Here is a 19872-nt window from a genome sequence, read left to right as displayed (position 1 = left end):
TGGAGATCAGTGAGGAAGTTTAATCAAGCCGGAGACAGCCACCAAGTAAAAAAGACATGGCAAATAAAAGACTCTCATTCTTGGGTAATCAACTATAAAGCTAAACCTTCGCCTTCGCTTCATTTTTAAAAAATTCTACTGCATAATCAACTGCCTCGCAAAAGGAAAATAACTTGGAATCAGCACTGCCGATTTTACCTTTCCTAACAGAGTACTGTTGTTCGAAAGCATTTCCGATTGTATCAAATTCAGTATCATCATATTCAATATCCGTATACTCCACCCATTTCCGCTCTCCATCTACAAAAATGGGAGTACCTTTTTGGATTACTTCCCTGGTACCAGATCGATACTCTGCCAGATGAAAGCAGGTGTTCGTTTCATAGCTCGTTCCGATAAACAGGACATGAGCATCTAAATCATAGAGTTTTCTTAGTGGAGATCCTTCACCCAATCCATTTTCCAATTGATGATTGGCAAGGACTTCACCATTACGCTTACCCCATGCAGTAAACGAAACATTTGGATGGTTGCTTCTTAAAACACCTGGATATGTACGAAATAGCTCTGCAATTTTCCCCATGCCATATGTAGGTGTAATAGCAGGTTCAAAAGCTGGCATTGTATTTCTCACGGTTTCCCACCACTCCCAAGGGATTGGTGGGTTCAACCATTCAGCCGGATCCGACAAATCCGCAGATTGAGCCGGCATGATAATGGCTCCTTCTTCTGTAACAGTATCCATCAATGCCTGAATAATGGCAACAGCCCCTCCATTCACCCATCCAACTGATGATAGCGAGGAATGAACAAGGACATTCATACCTCTTTTTAACCCCAATTCGCGCATGTCAGTACGTAGCACCTCTCTTGTACGGGGAAATGGTGTATTTTCTATCAACTTAGACATAGACTCACTTCCGATTCTGGCTTTTCTATCATTTTAAAGGAAAAGAAGTACTTTGTAACCCCAAGGTACTAATAACCCTTAATCATGTGTATATGATGCTTTAGGATTTCCAAAGTTGCTGGAGTTTCCAAATAAATTTCGCCATCTGTGTCCGCGTCCAGCACTTCTTCTGTTTCAATTGACAATGATTTGGTCTGCAAATGAAACAGCCTCGTTTCAGCATCATTTAGGTTTATATCAGGAGAATTAAGTGAAAATAAATCAAGAAACGCACCAAATGATGATTCTTTCACTACTAATACATCAAATAATCCATCATCCATATTAATGGATGGCAGAGGGATTTGATTAGATCCAATGAATTTCCCATTCAGCACCATGATCATGACTGCCTCATCTTCATACTCACCTTGATCAGTCTTCATTTTATAATGAAATGTCTCTGCCTCTTTCACCGTTCGTAATGCACTAATAAAGTAACTCATTTTCCCCATTAATCTCTTTTGGTTTTCATCAATATTGCTTGATGTATGGGTGATTAGCCCGATCCCCCAAAAATTAAGAAAGTAGTGGTCATCATTAACTTTTCCTACATCTACCGGAACTTGTTGGCCACTCATGATTGTCTCTGCCGCTTTTTTTAGATTTTGCGGGATATTAAGCATTCTGCTGAAATCATTACATGTACCACCCGGCAAAATAGCTAAAACAGGCCTCTTATCCAGAGCAGCAAGCCCATTGACAGCTTCATGTACCGTTCCATCTCCACCAAGGATAATAACAAGGTCATATTCTTCCCCAAGCTTAAGACAGATTTTTTTGGTTTCACCTGCCTCTTCCGTTTGCACCACTTTTAATTCTTTCGTTTCAGTACTAATTACAGGGAGTACGGCGGCAAGTGCCCGATCTGTTTCTGTCTGACCGGCAGAACCATTGTAAATAAATAGTACCTTATTAAACATACTCATTATTTTTTCTCCTTATCTTCAGAAAACTTGTATCTCTTATATTCCCATGAAGCCGGTATTTAGAAACATTCATCTCTTAATAAATGGAAATTTTACAGAAAATTCAATATAATTAACTTGCAACTAAATTTTGAAAGGATGTTTCCATGAAAACGGCTGATTTATGTGATGAGTACGCTGACAGGTTAAGTCTATGTAAAACCCCTTTCTATTCTTATGGTAAGAAAAAGGAATTTCAGGGCGAAATACGAACCGTTGAGGTATATGAAGACAATTCAATGGTAAAAGAAAGCTTGGAAACAATTGAGCCTGGAACTATTTTAGTTGTAGATGGTGGGGGCTCTCTAAATTGTGCATTATTGGGTGACCAGTTGGCAGCCATTGCAGCTGAGAGAAAAATAAACGGAATCATTATTAATGGCTGTGTCCGGGATTCAGCTGACTTGGCCCATATAGAAGTTGGAATAAAAGCGATTGGAACATGCCCATTTAAAAGTAAAAAGAGAGGCGAAGGTACAAAAGGCGGAACACTATCATTCGGAAACGTAGAATGGACTCCTGGACAATTTGTGTATGCTGATGATGATGGGATTATTATTTCAGAAAAACCATTGGAATCCAAGTCGTGATAAATATATCTCGGCTTTTTTGATGAGTCGAAAGTCATTATTTCCACTTAAAACGAACACTTGTTCTTATTGTTGCTAAATGTATGCTATAATGAACTAGCAAAAGTCACTTCCATTAAGCAGACACCAACCATCCGAAATGGAGTGATGTCCCATGTCAATCTTTGAGACATTTATGGTAACATTCAGCTTTGCCACCTTACTTCTAACAGTAATCACGATAAATAATAAAAAATAGACCTCACTGCTCTAAAAAGATAGTGAGGCCTAAAAAAATCAATACTCGTCTCCGTTAAGGAGTGGCTTTTGCAGAATCATGAATGCCCACCATTCATGATTCTTTCTATTTAAAGAGTATCATAAAGATTGAGCAAAGTCACTTACAGGAGTATCCTGTTTATATGTGTATTTTTTCCCATATGTCGCAAAAAAGTTTAAACCCGTTCCTGATGGTGAAGAAATATACAAAGGGATATTTGTCAGGAGGTGAATCTTTACTCCGGACGGGTAAAGAGATTGAATGGAGACGATGGACATAGTTAATATAGTTTTACTTTTATTTTTATTGGTGAGTACGATGTTCTTTGTGGCATCAGAGTTTGCCATTGTTAAGGTCCGTGCGACCAGAATAGATCAGCTTGTTGCAGAAGGAAATCGAAAAGCAATGGCAGCCAAGAGGGTCGTAACACATTTAGATGAATATTTGTCAGCGACACAACTTGGGATTACGATTACATCATTAGGGATCGGTTGGCTTGGGGAGCCCACCGTTAAACATCTCATTGATCCCCTATTTGAAAAATTGCACATCCAGGATTCTGTAGCAAGTATTATTTCCTTTGTGATTGCATTTTCTATTATTACCTTTTTACATGTTGTAGTGGGAGAATTGGCGCCTAAATCCGTTGCGATTCAAAAAGCAGAAACGATTACAATGAATTTCGCACGGCCGCTTATTATGTTTTATAGAGTGATGTTTCCGATTATATGGGCATTGAACCATTCTGCCCGATTTATCACAAGCCTATTTGGCATTAAACCGGCTAGCGAAGGAGACATTGCCCATTCTGAAGAAGAGTTGCGGATGATTCTGACTGACAGTTATAAAAAGGGAGAAATCAATCAATCTGAATTTAAATATGTAAACAATATCTTTGAATTTGATGATCGGATTGCCAGAGAAATCATGGTGCCTCGAACAGAAATTCAAACGTTTCAAAAGGATGATATTTTAGAAGATATTGTTGCTTCTTTAAATAATGAACAATATACGCGCTATCCCGTTACAGATGGAGATAAAGATACGATTATTGGATTTGTGAATGTTAAAGAATTACTAACAGCCAGTCTTAGAAGCGGTTTGAAAACAGATATGCCAATCCGTGATTATGTTAAACCACTTATCACGGTAATTGAAACGATTCCTATTCACGATTTACTTGTGAAAATGCAGAAGGAACGCATACACATAGCCGTGTTACTTGATGAGTACGGCGGTACTTCCGGTATTGTTACGGTTGAGGATATTCTTGAAGAAATCGTTGGGGAAATCCGCGATGAGTTCGATACAGATGAGCTACCAGAGATTCGTAGAATAGGTGACTATCATTATATTCTAGATGCAAAAATGCTATTGTCTGAGATTGAGGATTTGCTTGGAATACAAATGGACTATCCGGATGTAGATACATTAGGCGGTTGGTTTTTAACTCATAAAATCGATGCAGCCATTGGGGATACATTGGAAGAGGATGGATTCATCTTTACTGTAGAGGATGCTGAAGATCACCATCTTTTATATATTGAAGTGAAAAAAGCATCCGAGTAAATAATAAAAGGAGCATACACACTGAATGCTTGTATGCTTATTGCTAGAATAGTAAGTTAGTATTATGAACCCATTTTTATTAAGATTTTGTTGATTACATTTGGATTTTCCTATTATGTAGGAGCAAAGAATTTAATTGGATCCAGTAAACTGATATGGACATCAATAAAAAACATTAGGATTCTATTAATTCACCTGAACTCAATTAATTTCAAAAAAATGATTGCAAAAAAAGACGAGAATGGGATAGACCCCAAGTTCTCGTCTTTTCTTATTATTCAGTTTTCCCTTCCCACTCTAGCATGCCACCATTCATATTGGTCACATCGTATCCTTCAGATTCAAGGAACTGAACAGCTCTGGCGCTTCTTCCTCCTGCATGGCAAACAACTATATATTCTTTTGATTTATCTAACTCATTCATCCGAAATTCAAGCAGGCCTAATGGAATATTAACCGCTGTTGGAATTTTCCCGTTACGTACTTCATCTACTTCACGAACATCAATAATATTTAAGGACTGCCCTTCAGCTAGTTTTGCTTCCACTTCTTGTGGCTCAATTGTTTTCATCGTACTGATTCCGCCTCCTTTAAGATTTCAACGTAACATTACCCCTATAGGTATATCAAATTTTATTAAAAAAAGCCAACCGAAACTCTCAGCGACTTTTGACCAACAGATGCACTGCTTCATTCACTAACTTTTCCTTCTCTACATCTTCCGCATTTTCCACGCACTCAATAAGGTTACTGCTGACAATGACTCCAATTGTCTTGTCTACTGCAGACCTTACCGCAGATAACTGAGTCACGACTTCTTTGCAATCTTTTCCATCCTCCATCATTTTAAGTATCCCGCGTAATTGACCTTCCATCCTCTTAATACGGTTTTTGACTTTATCATCATATTCCATCTGAAAATCACTCCTTAAGTTATTCAAATCTATATCAGCGATAAATTCATCTTTCAGCTTCTTCTTTATACTATTTATTCCCTATTAATTAGTATCAGTATACCTGAAAATCTCAGCGTATTCTATGATGACATACAGGTCCTTCTTCTTACTATTTGCTATTCCAATAAAGTTGTTTTTTAGTATTTTGGTTAATTACTGGCATTAATGGGTATTTAGTTAGAAAGCAAGCTCTATTGACACTGAAAGGAGATTCAACTGGAATGAAAAAAAATATTCTTCCGTTTATCTTTCTACTCCTTCTGCTAGGTTCCTTGACTGCCTGTGCAGAAAAGGAGCAAATGGCAAGCGGGGCAGAATTGATTAATAACGATCAATTCGTTTTCACCGCTTCCGGGGAATTTAAGCCCTTCAGCTATATGAACGATGATATGACAATGACTGGCTTTGATATTGAAGTTGGGGAAGCCATCGCTAAACAATTGGGGCTTGAGCCTGTCCAAAAACAAATGAAATTCAAGGGAATTGTTGAAGGTGTAAAAACTGGGAGAGCTGATGCCGCAGTGGCCAGCCATACCATTAATGAGGCACGTTCAAAATTCGTCCTCTTTTCCACTCCCTACTACTATTCAGGACCACAAATTTTCACCCGTCCAGACAGTGATATCAAGACAGTTGAAGATTTAAAAGGGAAAGAAGTTGCAGCCGCCAAAGGATCTACATATGCAGACACTGCGAGCAGATATACATCTGATATTAAAACATACGATAGTGATGTGACTGCACTCAAGGCATTAAGCAATGGCCGACATGATGCTGTCATTACCGATTTTGTCACTGGGAAAACCGCTGCCAAAGAAGGCTTCAAAATTGTTGGACAACAGCTGATTGAACGAAGTGAGCAAGCTATAGTGCTTCCACAGGATAATCCAAAACTTCTTGAAGAGGTTAATAAAGCACTTGAGGAACTGCGCAAAAACGGTACTCTATCAAAAATTAGTATGAAATACTTTGGCGAAGATATTACTCAAAAACCAGATAATAAAGAATGAAAGGGAGCTGTTACGATTGCAAGATTTATCACACTTTTTTCAAACATTAGTTGATACCCGCGGGGTATTCTTCGATGCACTTCTGTTAACTCTTGAATTGACTGTCGTCTCCATCATAATCGGAATTATAATAGGACTATTTGTAGCTTTACTTAAAATCTCGAAAATTAAATTGCTCGGTTACATTTCCGATGCTTATATATATCTTGTTCGCGGAACCCCGTTAATTGTCCAAATTTTCATTCTTTATTTTGGGTTCAGCGGCATCTTTCTTATACCGGATTTCTGGGCAGCATCATTGGCTCTCGCCTTTCATAACGGGGCCTATATTGCTGAGATTTTCCGGGGAACAATTCAATCCATTGATAAAGGACAAATGGAGGCTGGCCGCTCGCTTGGTATGACACGCGGACTCGCCATGCGCCGAATCATTTTCCCTCAAGCCTTACGAAGAGCCCTCCCGCCACTCGGTAACCAATTTATTATCGGTCTAAAGGATTCTTCTCTCGCTGCTTTCATCTCATTGAATGAGCTGTTTAATGTGGCGACCACTCTCGGATCCAATAATTTTGACGAGATGACCTATTTACTCATTGTTGCTGTCTACTATCTAATATTGGTTGCTGTGTTAACACTGGGTCTTCGAGCACTTGAAAAAAGAATGGCAATTAGCGATTAGTAAGAGGGGGAAACAAAAATGAATGAATTACGAGAAATGATAAAAGTCGAAAATCTGAATAAATCCTTTGGAGATCTGCATGTATTAAAAGATATTAGTTTGACTGTCTATGAAAGCGATGTTGTCTGTTTACTTGGTTCAAGCGGATCTGGTAAAAGTACATTGCTGCGCTGCTTAAATTATCTTGAAAAAAAGGATAGCGGCTCCATCATTATTGAAGGTGAACAAATCGAAACAACAACCCATAATATTAATGAAGTACGCCAAAAAATCGGGATGGTCTTTCAGCACTTTAACCTCTTTCCTCATAAGACTGTACTGGAAAATATAATTGAAGCACCTATTATGGTAAAGAAAATAGCCAAAGATACAGCTAAACAAGAAGCATTAGAGCTATTAAAAAAGGTTGGCCTTGATGACAAGGCAGATGTTTACCCAAATAAACTATCCGGTGGACAAAAGCAACGTGTAGCCATCGCCCGTGCCCTGGCGATGAAACCTGATATCATGCTATTCGATGAACCAACCTCTGCCCTGGATCCAGAGCTGGTTGGTGAAGTATTGACCACCATGAAGGAACTCGCCCAGGATGGAATGACGATGGTTATTGTCACTCACGAAATGGGCTTTGCACGCGAAGTTGCTGACCAAATCCTCTTTATGCACGAAGGAAACATCCTGGAAAAAGGCACTCCTGAGCAAATATTTGAAAATCCTAAAGAAGAACGGACACGAGAGTTCTTTGGAAGTCAGTTATAATATCCCTAACTATGTTGAACCCTCCATCAATGGGAGGGTTTTTTTACGTATTTTAGCTTCGTCATGGACTTCAACTACCTATCACCCGCCTTTACCCCGGTATAGCTGGTCCATAGGTGCCTCATAGCTCGGGGATAGGTGCTTCCCTCTGGACTTCAACCGCCTTTCACCCACCTTTACCCCGGTATAGCCGGTCCATAGGTGCCTCATAGCTCGGGGATAGGTCCTTTCCTCTGGACTTCAACCACCTTTCATCCACCTTTACCCCGGTATAGCCGGTCCATAGGTGCCTCATAGCTCGGCTAGAGCTCAGCTTTCCCCCGGACTTCACCTGCCTTTCACCCACCTTCCACATAATATAGGGAACTTTTTATGACTGCATAAAGGTGGACCAGAAATGCTCATATGCTCTTCCACAAAAAAAGTGCTCAATGAATGAGCACCTTTTAGTCTATGACAACCATTATGATTGTTTTTCAATGAATTTTTTATATAATTCTTTTGAATTATTTGGATAAAAAGAATAGGTAGTATCCGTTTCGATTAGTGGATGATTGCGAGGTGAGTGATTGGAGAATGTGGCATAGCTGCTCCACTGATAATCCTGAGGGTTTGTAACCAATCCTGCCACAACAGGATTTATATGGATATATTTACTGACATTTAAAAAATCATTTGAGCTATCAACGATTCTGAAATAGTAACTTGCTTGAAATACATGCCCCTGAGATTTGTAGGTATGGTTAAAATACATGGCATATCTTTGTTGAATGGTTTGCATGATTTTGCTTAAAGGAGAATTGGAGGTTTCTAAGAGAAGGTGAAAGTGGTTGTTCATAAGGCAGTACGCATGGAGTTTAAAATCATATTTACTATGGGCTTCAGCAAGAATAATCATGAATCTATGCTTATCGATCATATTATGGAATATTGGCTCCTTTCTAACCCCTCTATTGGTAATGTGATAAATTGAAGTTATTTCAAATTGATTCAGAGTGTTGGACAAGTATTTTTCCTCCTTAATAAGTTAATACATTACTCTTTCGTTCATGGCTGGCAAAATTCCTTTTGGATTGTGAAAAATATAACATAATTTTACGTCCATCTTTTACATTCTGGTTTGCTGGCTACTTCAAGAAAATCATTTCTTTAGATAAACAGAAAAACCGACCCCACCCCCAGGTGAAATCGGTTTTCAAAGTGTCATTTTTTATGCATTTTAAATTCAAGGAAAAGTTCATTATAATGCGCGAGCATCTTTTTGCCGAGATTATCGTAGACCTCAAGTCGGTCTGTTAGCTCAGCAGGTGGATAGAAGCGTTCATCCCCTGAAACTTCTTCTCCTAAAATTTCTAACGCTGCATTATTTGGTGTGGAATAGCCTACATAGTCTGCGTTTTGAGCAGCATTTTCAGGATCCAGCATGAAGTTAATGAATTGGTGTGCTCCGTCCACATTTTTGGATGTTTTCGGAATAACCATATTATCAAACCAGAGATTAGAGCCTTCTTCCGGCACTACATAATCAATGTTTTCATTATCCCACATAATATCAGCTGCATCACCGGACCAAACCAGCCCGACTGCTGCCTCCTCCTGAGCGAGAAGCATTTTGATCTCATCACCCACGATTGCTTTAATGTTCGGAGTTAATGTATCTAATTTATCCTTAGCTTCCTGCAAATGCTCTTCATTCGTGTCATTTAATGAATAATGAAGGCTATTCAATCCCATTCCAATGACTTCACGAGCACCATCAACAAGCAAGATTTTATTTTCTAATTCTTCGTCCCATAAATCATTCCAGCTTTTGAATTCTTTATTCGGAAGGAGCTTTGTATTATAAGCAATTCCGACTGTTCCCCAAAAATATGGAATGGAATACTTATTTCCCTTATCAAAGGAAAGGTCTAGGAAGCGAGAATCAATGTGCTTTAAATTTGGTATTTTATCGTGATCTATTTCAATCAACAGGTTTTCTTCCTTCATTTTGCTGATTGCATATTCTGAAGGAACAGCTACATCATAGGACGTACCGCCCTGTTCGATTTTCGTCATCATCGCTTCGTTTGAATCGAAGGTTTGGTATATGACTTTAATGCCTGTTTCCTCTTCAAATTTTTCAATTAAATCCGTATCGATATAATCTCCCCAGTTGTAAACCGTTAAGGTATTATCTCCGGCATATCCTTCATGTGCATTTAATCGATTGATCAAATATAAAAGGCCGAATGATACAACCAAAATCAGAATCAGGGTACGGGTTAGCTTGCTCATTCCTTAACCCCCATTCGCGGCTTGGTGCTTCTTTGTGTAATAAAGTAATATCCAATAACCAATAAAATTGTAAATAAGAATAGCAAGGTTGATAATGCATTAATCGTTAACGATATACCTTGACGAGCCATGGAGTAGATTTCTACGGATAGTGTGGAGAATCCATTCCCTGTCACGAAGAAGGTTACGGCAAAATCATCCAGTGAATAGGTCAATGCCATAAAGAAACCAGCAAAAATACCGGATGTGATGTAAGGCAGAATAACCTTTGTCAGCACATTCCACTGGCTCGCCCCCAAGTCACGAGCCGCATCGATCAATGTCGGGCTCATTTCCTGAAGTTTAGGCAATACCATAATTACAACAATCGGAACACTGAAAGCAATATGGGATAAAAGAACGGACATAAAGCCAAGTTTAATCCCAATAATGGTGAACATAATTAAGAAGGAAGCACCAATAATGACATCAGGGCTTACAATCAAAACATTGTTCAAGGAAAGTAATGTATTTTTCGTCCTTCTCTTGCGTACCTCATGTATGGCCAGTGCTCCAAAAACACCAATCACTGTAGAAATTGTAGCTGAAAGCAGAGCAATAACCAGTGTATTCAACACAATAATAAGCAATCGCGTATCGGCGAATACTTCTTTATACCATTGCAGCGTAAAACCATCAAAGCCATGCATTTTTCCGCCGCTGTTAAATGAATAGAACATCAGATAGAAAATTGGTGCATAAAGGATGGCAAACACTAAGATTAGATATAGATTTGATAGCTTAAATTTCTTTTTCATTGTCCATCCCTCACTTTCTTCTGCCTGTCAGAATCATGATTAATGCCATTGCGATAATTAGGAATACCGCTATCGTAGCTCCCATTCCCCAATCTTGCGTAACGAGAAAATGCTGTTCAATTGCTGTTCCCAATGTAATCACTCGGTTACCTGCAATCAAACGAGTAATCATAAACAATGACAGGGCTGGGATAAAGACAGCCTGTGCACCTGATTTCACTCCGTCGAGTGTCAGAGGGAAAATGACACGGCGGAAAGTCATCCATTTGGATGCTCCAAGATCACTGGCTGCATCTACATAGGATTGGTTCATTTCCTCTAGCGCATTGTAAATTGGCAATAGCATAAACGGTATAAATATATAGGTAGAAACAAAGATGAAACTAAAATCAGTAAATAGAATTTGCTTTGTTCCTATTCCAAAAACCTCTAAAAAGGCGTTGGCAGCACCATATGTGCCAAAAATACCAATAAAGGCATATGCTTTTAAAAGTAGATTAATCCAGGTTGGTAAGATAATTAATAAGAGCCATAATTGCTTATGCTTTGTTTTCGTTAATAAAAATGCCGTTGGGTATGCAATTAATAAAGAAATAACTGTAACTAAGAAAGCATACCAAAACGAACTTAATGTCATTTTCAAATAGACTGGTGTAAAGAAGTTGCTGTAATTATCCAACGTGAATTGGCCGTCAATCCCAATAAAGGAGTAATAGACAACCAGGATAATCGGGAATACAACAAACAATGCAATCCAAATAGAGTATGGAATCAGATAGAGAGTTTTCGCTTTATTCTTCATGGCCGGCCTCATTATATGCTTCTAAGCGTTTATCGAATTCTTCTTCCGTTTCCCCCGGCAGCATGACATGAATGGCTTCTTCATCAAAACTCAACCCAATTTCTTCCCCAACAACCGCTTTTTTCGTAGAGTGTACTAGCCACTCATTACCTGCTTCATCAAAACAGCAAATTTCATAGTGAACACCACGGAATAATTGGGAATCAACGCGTACCTGCATTTTTCCTTGTTCGAGTGTAGTAATCTCTAAATCCTCAGGACGGATTACCACTTCTACAGACTCATTTTCTCTGAAACCGCCGTCTACGCAGTCAAAACGTTTATCTGCAAATTCTACTATATAGTCGGCAATCATTCTACCGGGAACAATATTGGATTCTCCGATAAAGTCTGCGACGAATCGGTTAACAGGCTCATCATAGATATCAGTTGGCGTACCGCTTTGCTGAATTCTGCCTTTGTTCAAAACAAAAATCTCATCACTCATCGCCAATGCTTCTTCTTGGTCATGCGTAACAAAGATGAAGGTAATACCAAGGCGGCGTTGAAGCTCACGCAATTCATATTGCATTTCAGTACGAAGCTTTAAATCGAGCGCCGATAAAGGTTCATCAAGTAAGATTACTTCCGGTTCGTTTACAATCGCACGGGCAATGGCTACACGTTGACGCTGTCCACCGGACATTTCTTTAATTTCACGGTTTTCATAACCAGCCAGGTTAACAAAGCGTAATGCTTCTGTCACTTTCTTGGCAATGTCTGCATTTTTCATTTTTTTAATGCGTAAACCAAATGCAACATTTTCAAATACATTTAGATGTGGAAATAGGGCGTAATCCTGGAATACTGTATTTACCTGGCGCTCATTGGCCGGGACATTATTTATTAATTTACCGTTAAAGTAAATCTTTCCTTCAGAGGGCTGCATAAATCCGGCAATTAAGCGGAGAATCGTCGTTTTTCCGCAACCTGATGGTCCTAAGAGTGTATAGAATTTCCCTCTTTCAATTTCAAAGCTAACATCATTTAATACCGCTGGATCGTCATCATATTGCTTCGTGACGTTCTCAAAACGAATAATTGTATGATCATTCATGTTCATTACTCCTTCTTGTGGATATTAATTATAGATAAGAATCCGTCGCTACAAGCAATAATTCTGAAATCCCGTTGAAATCATTAATTATCTGATGTTCTTCGGTTGCGTTAAAATAAATTGCTTCTCCTGCCTTGGCAAAGTATGTCCTTCTGCCGAGTGTTATCATGATTCTCCCTTTTAATACATAGCCAAATGTCTCTGAAAGTGAGGGCTCAAATTTTTTGAACTCTCCCTTTTCCTGCAATGTAAGCAATATGGGTTCCATTTCTTTTTCATTTGATTCTGGAACAAGCCATTGGATTTGATAACCCCGATCTTCATCTATAAAATCTGTCGTATCATTTTTTCCGTATACTACTTTTTGTTCACGTTCTTCCTCATCAAAAAATTGCTTTGGGGTACAGCCGAGAACCTCGAGTATATCGAAGAATGTTTCAATAGATGGTGAACTGAGACCTCTTTCAAGTTGTGAAATATACCCTTTACTTAAATCTGTTCTTTCACCAAGTTCTTCTTGAGTCAGACCTTTTTTTAATCTTAAATTTTTAATTTTGCTTCCGATTTCCATTAACATGGTATGACCTCAATTTCGTTTATTATAAGTAAACTCTAACTAGAGAAAGTTTATTATTATCAAACTTAATGTTTACTACCAAACTCAGATTATTATACAACATTTTTAGGAAACATCAACAAAAATATATAGCAAAATAAGATTTTTAAATTTTATAAAAAATAGGTGCCTATCTTTTCAGGCACCTATACGTCATTCTATTTAATTAGCGGCAATAGATTTGAATAGCATCATGTAAATATCGGGCAAGCCCCGGCTTTGTACTATCGATATTATCAGTAAAACGTTTGTCAGAAATATACATCTCGCCAAGCCCTTTAAATATTTCCGGTGTGCAATTATAAAAATGTTTACAAATATGCATTCGCCATTCATGGACGATTTGTTGAACCTCACTATCCGCAGGATCCCGGTCCATTAATTCAGCTAAAGACTGATAAATTTGTTGTCTTTCTATTTCAATTGCCTTCCAATCATCTGCTTGATAGCCATTTGTTTTTTGCTGGGATTGGCGAAATGCCTCCGTGTCTGCATACTTTTCCTTAACTTCTTTTTCATACTTTTTTAGATGTGCTTCAACTCTACTCATATCAAATGGCTCGAACATATCCTGCCTTGACATTTTCCTTCCTCCTTTAATTGCCTGGGCGGTCTGATCTATGGATTGAATAATTTTCTCCAGCCGCTTCTGCTTTTCCTCCAGAACCTTTTTATGTTTCATCAAGGAATCCAAGTGGTCAAATTGGGGATCATCCAGAATAGCTTTGATCTTATTTAGCGGTAAGTCCATTTCTTTAAAAAATAATATTTGCTGAAGGCGTGCTAAATTTCCCTCATTATATAAACGATATCCATTCTCCTCAATATGAGCTGGTTTTAACAGATCAATTTCATCATAATAATGTAAAGTTCTAACACTGACTCCAGCAAGCTCGGAGACTTCCTTTATCTTATACACCTCTCTCACCCCTCCCTTCCTATATCGTAAATGATGACGTAACGTTAGAGTCAAAGCATTTTAGATATTTTAATGAGATTAGCGAACGTCAACATCCATATTGAGTTTATTCCCTTCCAGCAAGGGAATGTGAATAGATAGGGATATAACCATTTTTAATGAGGAGGTTTTTTTATGAATAAAGACATGTACCAAGTCTGTATAGATGCCTGTATTGAATGTATAGATGCTTGTAATGTATGTTTCGATGCTTGCTTAGAAGAGGATCACATGAAGATGATGGCATATTGCATCCGCCTGGATCGAGAATGCGCGGACATTTGTGCATTGGCGGTTAAATCAATGCAATCTAACAGTCCTTTTGCAAAAGAAATCTGTAATCTTTGTGCAGTGATTTGTAAAGCTTGCGGAGAGGAATGTCAAAAGCACGATCATGACCATTGCCAAAAATGTGCCGGGGCTTGCTTCAAATGCGCTGATGCTTGTCTCAGCATGACTGCCTAAATCAATATGGCAGGAGTTTATTTTCTTATATTTAGCAAAAGGCCGCAACAGATATTACTAAACCTGTTGCGGCCGCTTTTTACTTCCCAAAAAGTAATTGAAGAATTCGCTCCCCTGCTCTTCTATTTTCTCCTTTGTAAGGATAACAATGAATATGGATCGCAGGATTAAAATTAAGTTCGATAATTCCATAATTTTGTTCACTGACATTGGCAGTCGGATCATCAATCATCATATCGACTCCACAGATTGTAGCACCAGCAGCTTTTGCAGCTTGAATGGCCAATTCCTTATAGCTCCCTGATATAGCATCAGTAAGATCTAGACTATCCCCGCCAGTGCTGATATTAGAATTCTCTCTTAAATAAACAAGCTCTCCTTCCGCCGGGATATAATCGAAATCCTTTCCCTGTCCCTTTAGGAAAAGTGCTTCACTTTCCCCTAACTGAATCTTCTCCAAGGGTGTTTTATAGCCCTTTCCCCGTAAAGGATCTTTATTTTTCGCTTTAACCAATTCAGCAATACTGGATTGTCCATCACCTTTCACATTGGCTGGGACACGATGAAGGATCCCTGTCACTTCATCTCCCATTACAAGAAACCGATATTCCTTTCCACTGAGGAATTCCTCAACCAACACAGTACGATCATGAAGAAAAGCCATCCCTAATGCTTTTTCATAGTCCTCTTTTGAAAATGAATCTTTGAAAATCGTAATTCCTAAACCAAAATTTGTTGATTTCGGCTTGATTACAATTTGCTTGGCCTTATATTTCTCATAATCCATAACTGCTTCCTCTAGAGATTGATAGGCCCCTCCATTCGGAACTCTCATCCCAGCATTTCGAAGAATCTTCTTCGTAACAAGCTTATTCTCCATAACCAAAACAGTACTGTATGAATCGAGCGATGTTTTGGTCGCCTGCTTCACATACTCTGTTTTCTTCCCATCAGATAAAGCAATAAAGTTTTCATCTCGATCAACAATCTCGATTCCTATTCCTCTTTTAATAGCATCTTTAATTAAAATTTGCGTTGAAAGCTCCATATCCTCATATCCCAATAAAGTGAATGAATGTTTTTCACTTTCGTGTAAATAATCAAAAGAATGTTTCATATGAAACAATTCGTAGGATGACTGCTTTATACCTTCCTTTATTCTTGCTGCATAAGAGAGTTCCGGATCAATTAGCATATTTTCAACTTCGACCAGTATATGGATGTATTTATCAGCTAGAGATAATTCTCGTGCCATTTCCTTCATTCCAGCTATGATGGATAAATAATTCAAATCGGTCTTTTCCTCTTCTTCAAGCAGAAGCATATACAAAATAAATAAGTGAATGAAATAGAGATTCTCTTTACTTGTACCGATTTTAAACAGAGGGTTCAAATCTAACAACCGAATCTCAATATATTGAATCCCTTTATCTAAAAGACCTTGCAGGGGATCTTCACCAGCACCTGCCTTCAAGCGGAGCGTATGATAATATTCTTTTGCGCTCAACAATTCATGTTTCTGAATCAAATTGTGAATATCCTCAACATATTCTTCAACTGATTGATAGGAAACCTGGTAGTCCTTTCGATTTTTATAACCACATACGCTGTTTCTAAATGAATGAACTTGAGGGAGATAATAACTTCCTTGATTTAATTGCTCTGCCCTTAAGACGCAGTCTTGGTTATAAGTATTATGAAACACTGGACTGGCCCCAGTCACATCAACCAATAAATCTCGATAGCGGTTAAAATTACGGCTGATTTTTAAATAAATATCATTTTTAAACTCTTTATATGTTTTATGGCTGGATTGTTCATCATACAATACGTGCAATAGTTCGTCAGAGAACGAGAAATTGTAATGGATACCGCTTATTAATTGCTTTTTTCTTCCGTATTTCTGTGCAAGTTTATATCGGTACTCGGTCTCCTGATCGTTTTCCAGCTTGGCGATTGGAATCAAGCATTCATCGGGAAGAATAGGAGGATTACTGCCTGGCCATAAGTATTCTCCTTGCTTAGATAATTCTAAACTCACAATATCATGTATATTTTCCAGAAACTCAAACGCCTCATCAATCGTCGGGAACACCGGAGTCACCATCTCTATCTGAGACTCAGAAAAGTCGGTTGTAATGTACGGGTGCTTTGCTCTGTCACCGAATGAAGACGGGTGTGGTGTTAAAGCTAATGTCCCATTTTTATGAACCCTATTATTTTCTTTTTCAAGGCCAAAATTTCCCCTAAACAATGTTTCCGATAGGTGTTTTTCTTTCATGAGCTTTAGAAGTCTATGGTCTATATTTGTCATATATGTACTCTCCTTACCAACCGTTCTTATGCGTGTATTCTTGCTGTCTTATTTTTTATTTTTCGCAATGTAAACATAAACCAAATTACCAATACAACACCCTTCAAAAGACTGCTGATTGCGATACTCATCCATACCCCATTTAATCCAAATGGAACGGAAAGAAGGATGGCCATCGGGATTCTGAGCACTGTAAAGGTGATACTAAAAATAGGCGGAATATAGGTTTTCCCCAACCCATTAAATGCTCCGACTGTTAAAAGCTCCATACACATAAATACCTGCGAGTATCCAAGGATTCTCATATAGTCTGCTCCGAGTTTTATACTATCAGGCTCACTGATAAAAATAGAAAAAAGCTGCTCTGGAAACAGGATAAATAGTAGTGACGTAAGTAAACCGAACCCTATGGTCATAGCCAATGCTATTTTATACCCTGCATGGATTCGGTCCATTTTGTTTGCACCATAGTTTTGTCCAATAAAGGCGGCAATCGCACCCTGCAGCCCCCCAATAGTCATATAGGAAATCGACTCAATTTGGATACCAACTTTTTGAACAGCAATCGCCTCTGCTCCCCATTGCACAATAATCTTTGCAATAATGATGGATATGCCGATGAATACTACTCTTTGGACTGTAATTGGAATCCCCATTTTAATTACTTCTATCATCTTACGTCCATTCCAATTTGTATGGCTCCCTAATGATATGAATCTTTTAGAATTAAACCAGAAAAGGAGCGTAACAATAATGTTTGCTGTTAATGTTGCAAGCGCAGCTCCAACAACCCCCATTCCAGGTATAAATCCGATCCCAAAAATTAAAAAAGGATCCAAGATCATGTTAACGAGAAAACCAATAGTGTAGACGCGAAATGGCGTTTTACTGTTTCCCATACTATTTAAAATCATACTGTACAGTAAATTTATAATAGAAAATATAACACCAATCATAGAGATGACTAAAAATTGCACAGCCATTCTCTCCACCTGAGAATCGCCCAGCTCAAAGAAGCCAATAAATGAATCTTTATAGATAAATAGAACAAGCGTATATAAAATAGCCAGGATCAGTGACATGATAAACCCGTTTTTTATGTATTCTGCCGCTTCCTCTTTTTTGTTCGCCCCCATACAATGAGCGATTTTGACTCCGCTCCCAATCGAGACCATTGTTGCAAGAGCCAGCGCCAAATTAACGAAGAAACTTGCCGTACCTATGGCAGCAACTGGACCGCTGCCAAGCTTGCCAACCCAAATCATATCGACCATTCCATATGTGGTTTGAATAAAATTTGTTGCTATTATAGGAACGGAAAGCTTCAGAAGAGATGAGGAGATTGCATTTTCTGTTAAGTTATAAGCACCCTTCATCTTGTTTCCCCCTATCTTTTTTACTGCTTACGTAAAAAGCTGATAATTGACTCCAGCCTTTCTTCGCATAATCGATAAATTGTATATTTCCCCTCTCTTCTTCCTTTAATAACTCCGCCTTTTTCCATAATTTTAATATGATGGCTGACCGTGGAATTAGGAAGCGAAAGAGCTGTAACAATTTCACATTTACATAAATCTTCAATTAATAATAATGACAGAATCTCCAGGCGAGTAGAATCACCAAGTGCCTTAAACATTTCTGCTAGCTCCAGTAATGATTGTTCATTATGAACGGCTGGTAGCTGTTGTTTACCTTCTTCGCATATACAGCGCATTCGATGATCTGTTTTCATTACCCAAGACATTTACATTCCCCTCCTCTTCACATAACCATAAAACTAGTTTTATGGTTATATTATACTTCATTATTTTAATAATGGAAATTTTTAAGTTACACTTATAAGAGATCTAGTAGATTGGAGGAGATAGAATGAATTGTAAAATAAATCGGAATGCCGCCAAAGAATTAAAAAAATTATTGAGTACAGAGGAAGCCGACGGGAAAATGATTCGTGTAGTGATTTCCCATATGCATGGCGACCATGCTCACTATGATATTGAATTGAGTACACCAACTGAGCATGACGAAATTGTTAAGACTGATAAGGATATTGATGTCTTGCTTGATAAGCGAGAAGAATTCCTGGATGGAGTGTGGATTAAGTACTTCCATCTACCTGAACCAGGTTTTGAAATAACAAACCCTCATAAAGGCGGACATGGACACCATCATTAAAATATTCAATGTAGAGGCAGCCGTTCAATCGGTTGCCTCTTTTACGTATAATTGGTAGTTAATTGGTTCATATTAACAGATGAGTTCTTCAAATTTAAATATAAGGAGTCGACTGATTAATGGGCATTTTAAGTGGAAATCCGCAAAAAGAACCAATGCATTATGGTGAGGTATTTGCTGTATGGTCACAATTAATGGGTGCACAGGCCATGATTCCTGGCTTTCAAACCCTTAAAAACCATACTGGTGATGATGATTTAAAAGATTTATTAGATGACATGATCGCCAATGCTAGATCAGATGTAAAACAACTGCAGGAATTACTAAAACATAATGGTATTGCTCTGCCGCCTGCACCACCTGAAAAACCGGAAAGCCAAATCGAGGCTATTCCTCCTGGTGCACGGTTTACAGATCAAGAGGTTTCTGGACTTGTATCGGCTGATATTGCTGCTGGACTCGTTGCCTGTGCTCAGGCAATGGCTCAATGTATTCGTGAAGACATCGGCTTAATGTTTGGACAATTCCATATGAAAAAGGCACAATTCGGGGCCGCATTATTAAAAATAAACAAAGAAAAAGGCTGGTTAGTTCCGCCTCCTCTTCATGTTGTAACGACAACTGACTAATAAA

Annotated in this window: 22 protein-coding genes; 8 read left to right on the top strand and 14 right to left on the bottom strand. The window is 38.4% G+C overall.

Annotated features, from left to right (window positions below):
- Nucleotides 1–100: 100 nt before the first annotated feature.
- Both FHY47_RS17140 and FHY47_RS17135 read right to left on the bottom strand, forming a co-directional pair.
- On the bottom strand, nt 101–910 hold the full coding sequence (locus tag FHY47_RS17140; protein WP_148631235.1) for an AAC(3) family N-acetyltransferase: 810 nt from the start codon (nt 908–910) through the stop codon (nt 101–103).
- 68 nt (nt 911–978) lie between these two features.
- Nucleotides 979–1878 carry a diacylglycerol/lipid kinase family protein gene (locus tag FHY47_RS17135; RefSeq protein WP_225983639.1) on the bottom strand — a complete coding sequence of 300 codons (900 nt, stop codon included), beginning with the start codon at nt 1876–1878 and terminating at the stop codon, nt 979–981.
- A gap of 146 nt (nt 1879–2024) precedes the next feature.
- Between FHY47_RS17135 and rraA the strand changes: the two genes are divergently transcribed.
- Both rraA and FHY47_RS17125 read left to right on the top strand, forming a co-directional pair.
- A complete protein-coding gene (gene rraA / locus FHY47_RS17130; protein WP_148631233.1) occupies nt 2025–2507 on the top strand; it encodes a ribonuclease E activity regulator RraA in 483 nt (160 codons plus the stop codon).
- Between the two features lie 529 nt (nt 2508–3036).
- A complete protein-coding gene (locus FHY47_RS17125) occupies nt 3037–4335 on the top strand; it encodes a hemolysin family protein (protein WP_066102677.1) in 1299 nt (432 codons plus the stop codon).
- Nucleotides 4336–4609: 274 nt separating this feature from the next.
- Here the strand turns inward: FHY47_RS17125 and FHY47_RS17120 are convergent, their stop codons facing one another.
- Both FHY47_RS17120 and FHY47_RS17115 read right to left on the bottom strand, forming a co-directional pair.
- Entirely contained in the window at nt 4610–4906 is a 297-nt protein-coding gene (locus FHY47_RS17120; protein WP_066102518.1) for a rhodanese-like domain-containing protein, read from the bottom strand.
- A gap of 88 nt (nt 4907–4994) precedes the next feature.
- The gene (locus tag FHY47_RS17115; RefSeq protein ID WP_139892867.1) at nt 4995–5249 is read right to left on the bottom strand and encodes a metal-sensitive transcriptional regulator; all 255 of its coding nucleotides are present in this window, start codon (nt 5247–5249) and stop codon (nt 4995–4997) included.
- A gap of 263 nt (nt 5250–5512) precedes the next feature.
- On the opposite strand from FHY47_RS17115, the gene FHY47_RS17110 reads away from it, so the two are divergent.
- Genes FHY47_RS17110 through FHY47_RS17100 form a run of 3 tightly spaced genes read left to right on the top strand, consistent with a single transcriptional unit; the run spans nt 5513 to nt 7739 of the window.
- The gene (locus FHY47_RS17110; protein ID WP_066102523.1) at nt 5513–6301 is read left to right on the top strand and encodes a transporter substrate-binding domain-containing protein; all 789 of its coding nucleotides are present in this window, start codon (nt 5513–5515) and stop codon (nt 6299–6301) included.
- A 16-nt stretch (nt 6302–6317) separates the two neighbouring features.
- Nucleotides 6318–6980 carry an amino acid ABC transporter permease gene (locus FHY47_RS17105; protein ID WP_066102526.1) on the top strand — a complete coding sequence of 221 codons (663 nt, stop codon included), beginning with the start codon at nt 6318–6320 and terminating at the stop codon, nt 6978–6980.
- Nucleotides 6981–6998: 18 nt separating this feature from the next.
- A complete protein-coding gene (locus FHY47_RS17100; RefSeq protein ID WP_066102530.1) occupies nt 6999–7739 on the top strand; it encodes an amino acid ABC transporter ATP-binding protein in 741 nt (246 codons plus the stop codon).
- A 463-nt stretch (nt 7740–8202) separates the two neighbouring features.
- Here FHY47_RS17100 and FHY47_RS17095 read toward each other — a convergent pair whose 3' ends face one another.
- The 7 genes from FHY47_RS17095 to FHY47_RS17065 form a co-directional block, all read right to left on the bottom strand.
- Nucleotides 8203–8745, bottom strand: a complete 543-nt coding sequence (locus tag FHY47_RS17095) for an REP-associated tyrosine transposase (RefSeq protein WP_066102534.1) — start codon at nt 8743–8745, stop codon at nt 8203–8205.
- 197 nt (nt 8746–8942) lie between these two features.
- Entirely contained in the window at nt 8943–10016 is a 1074-nt protein-coding gene (locus FHY47_RS17090; RefSeq protein ID WP_139892865.1) for an ABC transporter substrate-binding protein, read from the bottom strand.
- Entirely contained in the window at nt 10013–10813 is an 801-nt protein-coding gene (locus FHY47_RS17085) for an ABC transporter permease (RefSeq protein ID WP_066102542.1), read from the bottom strand. The genes FHY47_RS17090 and FHY47_RS17085 overlap by 4 nt, the downstream gene beginning before the upstream one ends.
- Before the next feature lie 10 nt (nt 10814–10823).
- Nucleotides 10824–11615, bottom strand: a complete 792-nt coding sequence (locus FHY47_RS17080; RefSeq protein WP_066102545.1) for an ABC transporter permease — start codon at nt 11613–11615, stop codon at nt 10824–10826.
- Nucleotides 11605–12711 carry an ABC transporter ATP-binding protein gene (locus FHY47_RS17075; protein WP_066102548.1) on the bottom strand — a complete coding sequence of 369 codons (1107 nt, stop codon included), beginning with the start codon at nt 12709–12711 and terminating at the stop codon, nt 11605–11607. Before FHY47_RS17075 ends, FHY47_RS17080 begins: the two co-directional genes overlap by 11 nt.
- Before the next feature lie 28 nt (nt 12712–12739).
- The gene (locus FHY47_RS17070) at nt 12740–13282 is read right to left on the bottom strand and encodes a helix-turn-helix domain-containing protein (protein WP_066102679.1); all 543 of its coding nucleotides are present in this window, start codon (nt 13280–13282) and stop codon (nt 12740–12742) included.
- Between the two features lie 211 nt (nt 13283–13493).
- On the bottom strand, nt 13494–14246 hold the full coding sequence (locus FHY47_RS17065) for a MerR family transcriptional regulator (protein WP_139892864.1): 753 nt from the start codon (nt 14244–14246) through the stop codon (nt 13494–13496).
- A 174-nt stretch (nt 14247–14420) separates the two neighbouring features.
- On the opposite strand from FHY47_RS17065, the gene FHY47_RS17060 reads away from it, so the two are divergent.
- Nucleotides 14421–14750: a four-helix bundle copper-binding protein gene (locus FHY47_RS17060; protein ID WP_148631231.1), complete on the top strand. Its 330-nt coding sequence runs from the start codon at nt 14421–14423 to the stop codon at nt 14748–14750.
- Nucleotides 14751–14829: 79 nt separating this feature from the next.
- Here the strand turns inward: FHY47_RS17060 and gshAB are convergent, their stop codons facing one another.
- The 3 genes from gshAB to FHY47_RS17045 are packed head-to-tail and all read right to left on the bottom strand — an operon-like array spanning nt 14830 to nt 18808.
- Nucleotides 14830–17064: a bifunctional glutamate--cysteine ligase GshA/glutathione synthetase GshB gene (gene gshAB / locus FHY47_RS17055; protein WP_148631229.1), complete on the bottom strand. Its 2235-nt coding sequence runs from the start codon at nt 17062–17064 to the stop codon at nt 14830–14832.
- Nucleotides 17065–17090: 26 nt separating this feature from the next.
- Nucleotides 17091–18440, bottom strand: coding sequence for an MATE family efflux transporter (locus FHY47_RS17050; RefSeq protein WP_148631227.1), 1350 nt, complete (start codon nt 18438–18440; stop codon nt 17091–17093).
- A gap of 20 nt (nt 18441–18460) precedes the next feature.
- Complete coding sequence (locus FHY47_RS17045) at nt 18461–18808, bottom strand: ArsR/SmtB family transcription factor (RefSeq protein WP_066102562.1); 348 nt, start codon at nt 18806–18808, stop codon at nt 18461–18463.
- A 125-nt stretch (nt 18809–18933) separates the two neighbouring features.
- Between FHY47_RS17045 and FHY47_RS17040 the strand changes: the two genes are divergently transcribed.
- Together FHY47_RS17040 and FHY47_RS17035 are read left to right on the top strand one after the other, a co-directional pair.
- A complete protein-coding gene (locus FHY47_RS17040; protein WP_066102565.1) occupies nt 18934–19239 on the top strand; it encodes an iron-sulfur cluster assembly accessory protein in 306 nt (101 codons plus the stop codon).
- A 119-nt stretch (nt 19240–19358) separates the two neighbouring features.
- A complete protein-coding gene (locus FHY47_RS17035; RefSeq protein ID WP_066102568.1) occupies nt 19359–19868 on the top strand; it encodes a DUF3231 family protein in 510 nt (169 codons plus the stop codon).
- Nucleotides 19869–19872: the final 4 nt, after the last annotated feature.

Origin of the sequence: Bacillus sp. E214, from assembly GCF_008087365.1 — a bacterium.
In the GTDB taxonomy this organism is placed as follows: Bacteria; Bacillota; Bacilli; order Bacillales; family Pradoshiaceae; genus Pradoshia.
This window is presented reverse-complemented; position numbering and strand designations above follow the sequence as displayed.

Bases quoted from the DNA above. Each gene is read 5' to 3' on its own strand.
- FHY47_RS17140 (WP_148631235.1), bottom strand. From the start codon at position 910: ATGTCTAAGTTGATAGAAAATACACCATTTCCCCGTACAAGAGAGGTG.
- FHY47_RS17135 (WP_225983639.1), bottom strand. From the start codon at position 1,878: ATGAGTATGTTTAATAAGGTACTATTTATTTACAATGGTTCTGCCGGT.
- rraA (WP_148631233.1), top strand. From the start codon at position 2,025: ATGAAAACGGCTGATTTATGTGATGAGTACGCTGACAGGTTAAGTCTA.
- FHY47_RS17125 (WP_066102677.1), top strand. From the start codon at position 3,037: ATGGACATAGTTAATATAGTTTTACTTTTATTTTTATTGGTGAGTACG.
- FHY47_RS17120 (WP_066102518.1), bottom strand. From the start codon at position 4,906: ATGAAAACAATTGAGCCACAAGAAGTGGAAGCAAAACTAGCTGAAGGG.
- FHY47_RS17115 (WP_139892867.1), bottom strand. From the start codon at position 5,249: ATGGAATATGATGATAAAGTCAAAAACCGTATTAAGAGGATGGAAGGT.
- FHY47_RS17110 (WP_066102523.1), top strand. From the start codon at position 5,513: ATGAAAAAAAATATTCTTCCGTTTATCTTTCTACTCCTTCTGCTAGGT.
- FHY47_RS17100 (WP_066102530.1), top strand. From the start codon at position 6,999: ATGAATGAATTACGAGAAATGATAAAAGTCGAAAATCTGAATAAATCC.
- FHY47_RS17090 (WP_139892865.1), bottom strand. From the start codon at position 10,016: ATGAGCAAGCTAACCCGTACCCTGATTCTGATTTTGGTTGTATCATTC.
- FHY47_RS17085 (WP_066102542.1), bottom strand. From the start codon at position 10,813: ATGAAAAAGAAATTTAAGCTATCAAATCTATATCTAATCTTAGTGTTT.
- FHY47_RS17080 (WP_066102545.1), bottom strand. From the start codon at position 11,615: ATGAAGAATAAAGCGAAAACTCTCTATCTGATTCCATACTCTATTTGG.
- FHY47_RS17075 (WP_066102548.1), bottom strand. From the start codon at position 12,711: ATGAATGATCATACAATTATTCGTTTTGAGAACGTCACGAAGCAATAT.
- FHY47_RS17070 (WP_066102679.1), bottom strand. From the start codon at position 13,282: ATGGAAATCGGAAGCAAAATTAAAAATTTAAGATTAAAAAAAGGTCTG.
- FHY47_RS17060 (WP_148631231.1), top strand. From the start codon at position 14,421: ATGAATAAAGACATGTACCAAGTCTGTATAGATGCCTGTATTGAATGT.
- gshAB (WP_148631229.1), bottom strand. From the start codon at position 17,064: ATGACAAATATAGACCATAGACTTCTAAAGCTCATGAAAGAAAAACAC.
- FHY47_RS17050 (WP_148631227.1), bottom strand. From the start codon at position 18,440: ATGAAGGGTGCTTATAACTTAACAGAAAATGCAATCTCCTCATCTCTT.
- FHY47_RS17045 (WP_066102562.1), bottom strand. From the start codon at position 18,808: ATGTCTTGGGTAATGAAAACAGATCATCGAATGCGCTGTATATGCGAA.
- FHY47_RS17040 (WP_066102565.1), top strand. From the start codon at position 18,934: ATGAATTGTAAAATAAATCGGAATGCCGCCAAAGAATTAAAAAAATTA.
- FHY47_RS17035 (WP_066102568.1), top strand. From the start codon at position 19,359: ATGGGCATTTTAAGTGGAAATCCGCAAAAAGAACCAATGCATTATGGT.